The sequence below is a fragment of the Marinobacter excellens LAMA 842 genome (genome assembly GCF_001574445.1).
Lineage (GTDB): Bacteria > Pseudomonadota > Gammaproteobacteria > Pseudomonadales > Oleiphilaceae > Marinobacter > Marinobacter shengliensis.
Genome location: NZ_LOCO01000040.1, coordinates 1 through 9,667, shown reverse-complemented (window position 1 = coordinate 9,667; position 9,667 = coordinate 1). Strand labels below are relative to the sequence as shown.

At 56.6% G+C, this 9,667-nt stretch carries 10 protein-coding genes and 1 pseudogene; 5 read left to right on the top strand and 6 right to left on the bottom strand.

Going from position 1 to position 9,667, the window contains the following annotated elements; translation table 11 throughout:
- Window positions 1–95 precede the first annotated feature (95 nt).
- A pseudogene (locus J122_RS19590) lies at window positions 96–662 on the bottom strand (PAS domain-containing protein); the annotation flags it as partial.
- Window positions 663–664: 2 nt separating this feature from the next.
- The gene (locus tag J122_RS19585) at window positions 665–1,693 is read right to left on the bottom strand and encodes a response regulator (protein ID WP_061333906.1); all 1,029 of its coding nucleotides are present in this window, start codon (window positions 1,691–1,693) and stop codon (window positions 665–667) included.
- A gap of 370 nt (window positions 1,694–2,063) precedes the next feature.
- Between J122_RS19585 and J122_RS19580 the strand changes: the two genes are divergently transcribed.
- From J122_RS19580 to sbcB, 4 genes are read left to right on the top strand one after another with little or no spacing between them, the layout of a single operon-like run.
- Window positions 2,064–2,957, top strand: coding sequence for a DUF6160 family protein (locus tag J122_RS19580; protein WP_061333904.1), 894 nt, complete (start codon window positions 2,064–2,066; stop codon window positions 2,955–2,957).
- Between the two features lie 54 nt (window positions 2,958–3,011).
- Window positions 3,012–3,242, top strand: coding sequence for a DUF4160 domain-containing protein (locus J122_RS19575; protein ID WP_061333902.1), 231 nt, complete (start codon window positions 3,012–3,014; stop codon window positions 3,240–3,242).
- Window positions 3,223–3,465, top strand: coding sequence for a DUF2442 domain-containing protein (locus J122_RS19570; protein ID WP_061333900.1), 243 nt, complete (start codon window positions 3,223–3,225; stop codon window positions 3,463–3,465). The genes J122_RS19575 and J122_RS19570 overlap by 20 nt, the downstream gene beginning before the upstream one ends.
- Before the next feature lie 51 nt (window positions 3,466–3,516).
- Window positions 3,517–4,965 (top strand): exodeoxyribonuclease I, encoded by a 1,449-nt coding sequence (gene sbcB / locus J122_RS19565; RefSeq protein ID WP_061333897.1) that lies wholly within the window; start codon window positions 3,517–3,519, stop codon window positions 4,963–4,965.
- A 62-nt stretch (window positions 4,966–5,027) separates the two neighbouring features.
- Here sbcB and J122_RS19560 read toward each other — a convergent pair whose 3' ends face one another.
- On the bottom strand, window positions 5,028–7,031 hold the full coding sequence (locus J122_RS19560) for a tetratricopeptide repeat protein (RefSeq protein WP_061333896.1): 2,004 nt from the start codon (window positions 7,029–7,031) through the stop codon (window positions 5,028–5,030).
- A 185-nt stretch (window positions 7,032–7,216) separates the two neighbouring features.
- Between J122_RS19560 and J122_RS19555 the strand changes: the two genes are divergently transcribed.
- Complete coding sequence (locus J122_RS19555) at window positions 7,217–8,617, top strand: plasmid pRiA4b ORF-3 family protein (protein ID WP_061333894.1); 1,401 nt, start codon at window positions 7,217–7,219, stop codon at window positions 8,615–8,617.
- Window positions 8,618–8,676: 59 nt separating this feature from the next.
- Here J122_RS19555 and J122_RS19550 read toward each other — a convergent pair whose 3' ends face one another.
- The 3 genes from J122_RS19550 to J122_RS25970 form a co-directional block, all read right to left on the bottom strand.
- Complete coding sequence (locus tag J122_RS19550; protein ID WP_061333892.1) at window positions 8,677–9,063, bottom strand: type II toxin-antitoxin system VapC family toxin; 387 nt, start codon at window positions 9,061–9,063, stop codon at window positions 8,677–8,679.
- Window position 9,064: 1 nt separating this feature from the next.
- On the bottom strand, window positions 9,065–9,304 hold the full coding sequence (locus tag J122_RS19545; protein WP_061333890.1) for a type II toxin-antitoxin system Phd/YefM family antitoxin: 240 nt from the start codon (window positions 9,302–9,304) through the stop codon (window positions 9,065–9,067).
- A 100-nt stretch (window positions 9,305–9,404) separates the two neighbouring features.
- On the bottom strand, window positions 9,405–9,530 hold the full coding sequence (locus J122_RS25970; protein ID WP_264753587.1) for a hypothetical protein: 126 nt from the start codon (window positions 9,528–9,530) through the stop codon (window positions 9,405–9,407).
- Window positions 9,531–9,667 lie beyond the last annotated feature (137 nt).

Genomic DNA, 9,667 nt, shown 5'->3' with positions numbered 1-9,667 from the left:
CCGGTCTCGCTCAACCCTGGCAAATTGCAGGAAATTGAGCGTAATAAATTGGCCGCTTAAACGCGGTCATTTGGACAACTGGGTTGAAAATCGCCGGTGGTGGCCTGGCCATAGCGGCGATAGCGTTCGTATTCCGCGTCTACCAGGTTTTCCCAGGTGCCACGGTTGAGCAGGCCGGTCAGGCGGTCTGTCATGCTGAGTTTGGCCAGCTTCTCGTTGGCCCGTTCCAGGGCCCGCTTGCTACTGGCAAATTCGGTGACGTCATAGATTAGCAGGCATACTTTGTTAACTTCGCCATTGCTCGCTGTGAGCGGGCTGATGGTGAGGTTCTGGAACATGTACTCTTCTGTGCCAGTGATGGGCCGGGTGTTCCGGAACTTGAACAGGTAGGGGCGTTGTTCCCAGGAGGTGAACGCCCGGGTGTTCAGCATGGCCACGGCATCGACTTTGCGAGTGAGCCAGGCTTGCGGGATATCCGGGAAGACGTCGAACAGTATCTTGTCTTTGATCTGGCTGCCGGTAATACCGCTGTGATGTTCCATAAAGCCATTCCATGCCTGTACGCGGAAATCGAGGTCCAGCACAACGAGGCCAACCTCGACCGATTCGAACATGTCTACCAGCCAGTGAAAGGCGTCTGCTTCCGGATTCTGAAAGGCCATGGTCAATCCACCAGGTATTCGAGGCGTTTTTCAAGGAAGGGCACCGAGTCTTCGGTGAACAGTATCAGCATATCGCAATGAATATCGCGGTTTTCGATGGCGTAGCTGATTTCGATACAAAGAAGTTGTTCTTCCCGCTTGCTGTGGTGTTCCAGCAATTCGTTGATGGGGCGATGTTGGCCCAGAACGCTGGGATGGCCCAGGCCAAGTTTTAGATCCAGCTGATCGCCAATGCCGTTCAGGAAAGCGCCGAACAGGATGCTGGACATGTCCATCAGCACTTCCACGTTAACGGCTTCGCCCTCGACCACATCGTAATGCAGCAGTTCGGCCATTTCCTGAAAGCTGGCGTCTTCGAACAACAGCAGTGCCTCGCCCGCAAGACCGGCGCCGGTAAATCCCTGGCACACGGCGGAGTAGGCTTCACCTTGCTGGGCGGCGGAGATGGCCATATGCAGTTCGGAATTGGCGATAAACGCCACTTTCGGGATCGGCTGCTTTACGAACACCCTGAGTAGCCGGGCCAGGAGGTCAGACGAGCGGCCCATGGCCACGTTGGCGATTTCCTGCAGGTAATCGTTCAGGCTGACGGAGATTTCCCGCGCTTGGGTAACGGTGCTGCGCAGGGAGGAATCCTTCAGCGCTGCGGTTTCCAATTCGCCGGGGCGGTAGAAGCCGTACTCTTCGAGCAACCTGGTAACAAGGCCGGTGTCTGTGGGCTTTTTGATGAAGTCGATGGCACCCAGTTTACGAACGCGTTCCCGGGCCTCCGGCTGAATGTCGCCGGAGACCACAATGGTGAGGACCGGGAGGTCTTCCTTGCGGATATGCTCAAGTACCTGATAGCCGTCCATTTCTGGCATGTTGAGATCCAGAAACAGAAGCTCGGCCTTGTGGTCGCGAAGAATCTGCAGCGCCTCTGCGCCGTTGGTGGCGAACCGGATGTCATCCGCCAGGCCAGCAGGCAGTGCCCGGGCCATTTGCTTGCGGGCGAGGGCGGAGTCGTCGCAAATCAGGATCTGGGTAGACATCGGTGATTGATCAGTGCCATGGGTAAAGTGATTCAGTATAGCAGTGCCGGATGATGTGTATCTATAGGCTACATCACTGATTTCCGGTGCTCTGGTTCTTGTTTCTTCCCTGCTTTGGGCAGGTGAGGATAAGTGTAATCCTGTGATGGCGATCATGCTTGAAGAGGAAATGACATCTACGTAATGGGTGAATGTGATTTTGGTCACTCTATGTACGCGCGGGCCTCCGTTATAGTCTGGTGACGGTCAAAAAGACACAGAACGTTACATAGAATAACGTGGCCGTATGCCAGCACCGAAAAAACAGAATAAGCGGGCGGCATGAGTCGGCGTCGGAAACTGACTCACAAAAACAATCAGAGACACTAATATGAAGACGCAAGCGTATGGATACGCTGCCCTTGCCACGTTCTGCCTGGGTATTTCGCCCGTTGCCCAGGCCGATCTTAAGCCCATTTCAGATGATGCAATGGGTGAGGTGACCGGGCAGGCCTTTATGCAGATAGAAAACATTGCCGGCGAAAACCATGACTTCACCCGGATGACCCTGGGTATGGACGTGGAAACGCGAGTCAATGTGGATGATATTCAGGTGGGCCAGATTGATGGCGGCACCGATTTTTCAGCAAGTCACCTGGCGTTGGGGCATATCGCCCGTGCCAACGGCGAAGTATTCAATGGCCGAACCTATAATGAAGGCGAGGTTATTCCCTTTGAGGCCCAGCGGCCTTATATCGAGCTGGCTGAGGATGCCCAGGGCCTGGCGGGCTTCCGTTTGGGGTTCCAGCAGGCGCGGGGTTCGGTGTCTTCTCATACCACCAGTTTTAGTGGCGCCATGCCCGGCCTGAAGGTACGGGAAGACGAGTCTGGCACCATTTACGATACTGCATTGTTTGCCGGTGAGGGTGAAACAGCCACGAATTACCGCGCATCCCACATTGGTATTGTGCCCAATGGCGATGAGCCGTTGTCCTGTGTTTCTGGGGTGAACTGCGCGCAGCTCACCAACCTGCGCTCCATCATTGTAGGTGACGAAGCTGCGGCAGAGGGCGAGGTAGCCTTCACCGATGGCTTCTTCATCGGGTTCCAGCGTGATGAGAATGTGGACTGGCAAAGCCTGGATGGCGCCAATACCATCAGTGTGGGTAAGGGGGTGTTTATCAACCTGCCCACCAATATGACGGTGGACTTGAGCCAGTTGACCGGTGAGGGTGTAGACCGGTTGCGGACTCATCAGGTGGATATGGGGACGAAGTTGTTTTGATTGTTTCCGGAAATTCCACAAGTTGTAGTGACTAAGATATACACAGAGGCAAGGATGCCCACATTATTGCTCTTGAATGGCTTCAAGTTCTTCTTTTATGCAAATGATCACCCTCCTGCACACGTGCATGTGCTTAAAGGCGAGCGTTGGGCTAAGATTGAGGTGCCGACGCTTGCAGTGAAGTACAGCAATCTGAAGAATCAGGAGCTGCGGGAGTGCTTAAGTATTGTGGAGCGTCATCAGTCTGATTTTCTGGAGAGTTGGAATGCCTGGTTTCAGAGGTAAGTCCGTCCACATTGATGATCGCCATCTGCATGTTGAATTGGATGATGGCCGTGTTATTTCGACACCCGTGCATTGGTATCCGGAGCTTGAGGAAGCTTCCATTGCCCAGGTTCGCGAGTATCGTTTTATTTGCGATGGCACGGGCATCGAGTGGGAGTCTTTGGATTATCATTTGAGTATTGAGGCCATGTTGTCGGGTAATGCCCGTCAAAGCGCCGCGTAAGTTTGCTAAACTCCTGCTTCTGGTATTTCTTCGGGTTGCAGGAGCCGCGTTTTGATCAGATCTTTCTACTGGCACGATTACGAAACCTTCGGCGTGGACCCGGTTCATGACCGCCCTTCCCAGTTCGCCGGCGTACGCACCGATGCCGAACTTAATGTGATCGAAGATCCTCTGGTGATCTTCTGCAAACCGACAGACGATTACCTGCCTTCCCCGGAAGCCTGTTTGATTACTGGTATTACTCCGCAGAAAGCGCTGGAAGACGGCTTTCCGGAGGCGGAATTCATCGCCCAGATCAACGAAGCCTTTAGCCAGCCCGGCACCTGCGCCGTGGGCTACAATAGCCTGCGTTTTGATGATGAAGTTACCCGCCACACCCTGTACCGAAACCTGCGCGATCCTTACGCCCGGGAATGGCAGAACGGTAACTCCCGCTGGGACATCATCGACATGGTGCGCCTGACCTACGCCCTGCGCCCGGAAGGCATCAACTGGCCGAAAAAAGAAAATGGCAGCCCCAGTTTCAAGCTGGAGGAACTGACGGTGGCTAACGGTATTGCCCACGAGGCTGCCCACGATGCGATGTCTGATGTGTTGGCAACCATCGCCGTGGCCAAGCTGATCAAAGAGAAGCAGCCCAAGCTGTTTGATTTCGTTCTGAGCAACAAAGACAAGCACTCCGCCCGGCAAATGCTGGACACCGCTGCCATGAAACCGGTGTTCCATATTTCCGCCAAGTACCCGGCCACCCGCGGATGCTGTGCCCTGGTGGCGCCGGTGGCGGAAAGTCTGAGCAACAAGAACCAGGTGATTGTGTACGACCTGCGGGAAGACCCCACTGAACTGATCAACGCCACCGTGGAGCAGATTCGTGAGCGGGTATTTACGTCACAGGCGGAGCTGGGTGAGGGCGTTAGCCGTTTCCCTTTGAAAGGTGTGCAATTGAACAAGTGCCCGGTGCTGGCCCCGGCCAACATGCTGTCAACCCTGTCGCCGGAACGGCTGGCGGAACTGGAGCTGGACGGCGACGTGCTGCGCGCCAACCTGGCCAAACTGCGGCAAGCGCCAGACCTGCCAGGCCGCATCGCTCAAGCCTTCGAGCAGGATTTCGCCGGCAGCGACCTGACCGACCCGGACGAACAACTCTACGCCGGTGGCTTCATCAGCAAAACCGACCGGGAGAAACTGAACTGGCTGCTGACCCAGCCGGCAGATACCCTGGGTGAGCAGGATGTGAATTTTGAAGACGCACGCCTGCCAGACATGCTGTTTCGTTACCGCGCCCGAAATTACCCGGGCACTCTGAGCGGCGAAGAAATGGAACGCTGGGAAGAATTTCGCAGCCAACGCCTTATGCACCCCAAGAAAGGCTGGCGCTCACTGGAAGAGTACGGCCGCATCCTGCAAAAACTCGCCGCCGACCCGGAGCTCACGCCCAGGAACCAGCAAATCCTCGAAGACCTCCATCTCTACGGCGAATCCCTCATCCCCTACATGTGAAATTGGGGTCAGACCCCAAGACATTTGATGCTGCCAAATGTCCGGGGGTCTGACCCCAACGTTTATCTGCGGCGTTGGAAGTAGACGCTGAGGTTCTGGCCCATGAGGCTTTGGACCTCGCTGCCCAGGGCTTCGGCCTGGATTTGCCGTTGTACGGGAGCGGTGGCTAGGCTGTGGCCGTCTTCGTCCCGGGCTTTGACCAGTTTCCATTCCACTTCGTTGCTGACCAGTGCCAGCAGTTCTTTCAGCTGGGCGGCGTCTTGTGGGCGGAACCAGCGGTCGCGGCAGCCGCCGAGGCTGTAGAAGTCGTCGTCTTTCAGCAGGTTGGCCCAGACGGTGTCTTGTTTGTTAGCCAGCACCATACGGCGTAGCTGGCGCAGGCTGGTGCGGGTGGGTTGCAGCTGGTGCTCTGCAATCAGTCGGCGGATCTGTTTGTCGCCGGCGGTTTGCTCGGCCATGCTGGTGTGCATGTGAACGACGGCACCACTGATGGAGGCGCTGTTGATGAGTGCTGCCAGGGAGAGTTTGGTCATGGCCGGTGAAGGCAGGCGGCCTACTTCCACCCAATGGACCTGATGACCATCGGCCACGAAGCGCTGGGCGATGGACCAGGGCCAGAACACGATGTTGTCCATGTTCAGGCTTTGGGCCATGCGGGTGGCCTTGGCGATGTTGGCCAGGGATTCGTCCACCGCGATCACTTCGACGTCGTCCAGGTATTGCGCCAGCTCCATGGCCCGTTGGCCAGACTGTGCACCGCACACCATAATTCGCAGCGTGGCGGGGAGATTGTCGGTGTTCAGGCCCAGTTCCTGCGCCATCACGGCTTTCAGGCTGGTCTCCGTCCGATAGGCCAGCTGGCTCCATGCCGGCCAGGCTTGTGGCACGTCGGTTTTTGCCAGGCAGAGCTCTTCTGCTTTTTCGTCAAAATTCTGTTTGATGGCTTCTTCTTCGGCGCGGCTGTAATAGCTGGCGGCCATCATCGGCTGCATGGCCAGGGGCCAGTCCACCAGGTTCCATTGCCCCAACTGCATGGCAAAGCTTTGATGGAACAGGGCACCGTACATGGCGCTGATCATCAGCGAGCCAATCAGGGCCTCTTGCGGTTCGCGCACGGCGAATTGCGCCACAATGCTGTCGTTGATCGTGGTTGCCAGGCGCTCTTCATCGTCTTCGGCGGCCAGGGCGTAACCGGTGCGGTCCGCGTATTCGGCAATGGCCAGGCACAGGGGCTGAAGTTCGTCCCGCAGGCTGGCGGTTTGCGCCACTTCCGCCATGATCGCCCGGCGCAGCATCACCACCAGTTCTTCCACGGCGGCGTTGGGCATCAGGGTTTTCTGCAGGGCCAGAATCAGCAGTTCGTCTTCAGCGGCAGCATCCAGAAACACCTCGGCATTCGGGGTGTCCAGATCGTACTGCTGCTGGATGATGGCGCCGACGAATCGGCCGATTTCCTGGTGCGGCAGGCCGTCTTTGCGGAGCAGGGCGATGGCATCCTGCGCCAGGTCGGTGTCTGCCTTGTGAATCTGCAGGTGCTGCGCGCAGGTTAGCATGCCGGAATACACCGAATCCCACTGGGAGCCGGTTTGCAGCAACTTGCGATAATGAAGGTAGGCCACATCGAATTGCCCCTGCAAGCGCTTGGCGTGGGCGACACCGCAGAAAGCGGCGGCAGATTGCCGGTCGCACTCCAGCGCCCGCAGGAAGTATTCCTCCGCCAGGGCCGGGCGCTCGCTCTTTAGCGCCCAGTAACCCAGGTTGCAGTACTGCTGCGCTTGCCCAGGCTGGCTGTTCAGGCTGGCATTGAACAGGGTGTGAGCTTTCTCCAGCTGGCCATCGTCCATCTCCACCCGGCCCAATAGGCCAAGGGCCGCTGCGTTCTCGGGCTCAATGGCTAACGCCTGGTCCAGATACTCCCGGCATTCATGCCGCGCCTTCAACCGCTGAACATAGGAAAGCCCATTGCTGTTGGACTCCCCATACGCCAGATTCGCCTGCAAAACCAACCGCGCCGCCTGAGCCTGAACCGAGCGGGGAAGATGAGCATTGTGATGTTGTACGTGCATGGAACACCTCGTTACCAGCCATGATTCGATGCGGCAAAGGTCTGCAGTTTTTTTGACGGTTTGCCGTGCTTTGAGGGAGGTGCTGCGAAAGGTGTGCCAGTTTGGTGTTTGAATTTGGGGTCAGACCCCAATACATTTGCAGACTCGAAATGTCTTGGGGTCTGACCCCAAAAATAGGAGCGGTTATGGGTTCGCAGGGTATGGGTGTTTATCAGGTAAGGGTCACGCTTTCTGGCATCAGGCCGCCTATCTGGCGGCGCTTACTGATTTCGCCGCAGGCGACGTTTCAGGATTTACACCGGATTATTCAGATTGCCATGGGGTGGCGGGCGTCGCATCTGCATTTGTTTCAGGCGGTGGATGGCAGGCTGATTGGCGACCCGGCGGAGGATGAAGACGACATGATGGGGTTTCTGGATGAAACCCGCTTGCGGGTGGGCAGTGTTCTGAAGCGCGAAGGCCAGGCCATCAAATATGAGTATGATTTTGGCGACAGTTGGGAACACCAGGTGAAGCTGGAGAAGATTCTGCCTGTAGGCGATGAAGGGCAATTGCCCCATTGTATAAAAGCCGCCCGCCAGTGCCCACCGGAGGATGTGGGTGGGGTGCATGGCTACTATGAGTTTTTGGATGCAATGCATGACCCCGCGCACCCGGAACACGAGGGTGTGAAGGAGTGGTGGGGTGGGGAGTTTGATCCCGAGTTTGTGAACCTGGAGGAGATCAATCAGCTGCTTCCAGAGCGGGATGCCCTGTTTGCGGAGAGCGACGTTGATGCGTTGCCACCTGTTGATTTTTGCGGTTTAAGTCCCAGCCAGATGCATGAGCTGCTGCAGAGCCCGCTGCATTGCCCGTCTGTGTTCAAGTCGCTGATCAATGCAAAAACGGTTGATCAGGAACTGGATGCCGCACCCATCCTGCAAATGGCAAAAGTGCTGTTCAACGAGCTGGGCGAGAAGGGCATTCGCCTGACCGGCAAAGGTAACCTGCCGCTTAAGCAGGTGAAGGCCATGATTGAGGCCGCCGGCGAGGAGGTTGTGGTGCCTTTTGCCGGGTACGGTTCCGTGCGTTCCGAGGAGGACATTCTTGGCGTGCAGCTTACCCGTGTGCTATTGGAGTTGGCCGGCTACACCCGAAAGGAAAAGGGCCGCCTGCTGCTGAAGAAAGCCGCCGCCAAACGCCTCGATACCAAAGGCTGGCTAACCCTGTACCAGGACATGTTGGCCGCGGCGTTCTCTGAATTTAACTGGGCCTGGATGGACCATTACGACGGGCTGGACGATATACAAACCGTCGGCCCCTTCTTCTTTTGGCTGCTGGCAGAGAAAGGCGGCGACTGGTTGCCGGTGGATGGCTACATAAACGACATGCTGGCGGCCTTCCCGCAATTGCCCCTTTCAGCGCTCCCGCGGCCGTATGCCAGCGAAGAACAACAAACCCGCTGGGCACTGGATTCCAGGGTAATCCGCCTGCTCCGGCTGTTGGGGTTGATTGAGTTGAACCCGGAGCGAGTGCTGTTCCGCGAGGAGGCTGAGCAACGGCTTCGGAGAACGGCTTTGTTTGAGGAGTTGTTTGCTAAGGCTTAGGGTGGGGTCAGACCCCCGGACATTTGATGGGGTGAAATGTCTTGGGGTCTGACCCCAAATTAGATTCGGCGAACGGGGCCGGGATAACGCGCGACCAGATCATCGGCCGTCAGCAACAGGAAGCCCTCTGTCTCGGCCTGGGCAACGAGAATTCTGTCGAATGGGTCTTTGTGAATTTCCGGCAGGTGGCTAACGGCCAAGGTGTGCAGTGACGAAATTGCCAATTCTGTATAGCCATTATCAACCAGTCCGCGCCGGAGCAGATGTGGGTCAACATGAAAGTCTGGCCGCCCCAGGCCATTTTTGATGACGACTTCCCAGATACTGGCGGCGCTGAAGTACAGCCTGTTATTTTCGTTACTGATCATGGCTGCCGCTTCGGGGGATAACTTATTTGGCTCCGCTGCGGCCCAGAGCAGTAGGTGAGTGTCCAGAAGAAGGTTCATGTCACCCTCCGAACAACTCGGTTATTTCGTCTTGCCCCATCCGATCAAAATCGTCCGGTACTTTGAATTCGCCCGCCAAGAAACCCAATCGTCTCTGTTGACTCTCTTCAGGAGAATCGTAGGCGGTTACCCTGGCAACAGGCTTGCCCGCCTTTGCAATTATGAAAGCTTCGCCTTTGGCGGCGCGGGCGACCAGTTGTGACAGCCGGGTTTTAGCCTCGTGCATGTTGACGGATTCCATCTAGACCACCTTCGGCGCTGCTTAGTTCAATTAGCTTAGTTTAGCTTGTGGGGGCGTTATTGGCTAATGGTAGATAGGATGACGCAAGCGAAAGTTGGGGTCAGACTTCGTAGGAAAGCCCGTTACTGTTGGACTCCCCATACGCCAGATTCGCCTGCAAAACCAACCGCGCCGCCTGCGCCTGAACCGAGCGGGGAAGATGAGCGTTGTGATGTTGTACGTGCATGGAACACCTCGTTACCAGCCATGATTGAGTTATTGTCAAATCTGGTGTATGACCATCAGGCAGCGTTCCTGTCAGATTGATCTTCCACCTGTATTCCATCCTGAAACTGTACGTTATCCACGACCAGCTTCAGTTGG

Coding starts and splice junctions, on each gene's coding strand:
- J122_RS19585 (WP_061333906.1), bottom strand. CDS start 1,693: ATGTCTACCCAGATCCTGATTTGCGACGACTCCGCCCTCGCCCGCAAG.
- J122_RS19580 (WP_061333904.1), top strand. CDS start 2,064: ATGAAGACGCAAGCGTATGGATACGCTGCCCTTGCCACGTTCTGCCTG.
- J122_RS19575 (WP_061333902.1), top strand. CDS start 3,012: ATGCCCACATTATTGCTCTTGAATGGCTTCAAGTTCTTCTTTTATGCA.
- J122_RS19570 (WP_061333900.1), top strand. CDS start 3,223: ATGCCTGGTTTCAGAGGTAAGTCCGTCCACATTGATGATCGCCATCTG.
- J122_RS19560 (WP_061333896.1), bottom strand. CDS start 7,031: ATGCACGTACAACATCACAATGCTCATCTTCCCCGCTCGGTTCAGGCT.
- J122_RS19555 (WP_061333894.1), top strand. CDS start 7,217: ATGGGTTCGCAGGGTATGGGTGTTTATCAGGTAAGGGTCACGCTTTCT.
- J122_RS19550 (WP_061333892.1), bottom strand. CDS start 9,063: ATGAACCTTCTTCTGGACACTCACCTACTGCTCTGGGCCGCAGCGGAG.
- J122_RS19545 (WP_061333890.1), bottom strand. CDS start 9,304: ATGGAATCCGTCAACATGCACGAGGCTAAAACCCGGCTGTCACAACTG.
- J122_RS25970 (WP_264753587.1), bottom strand. CDS start 9,530: ATGCACGTACAACATCACAACGCTCATCTTCCCCGCTCGGTTCAGGCG.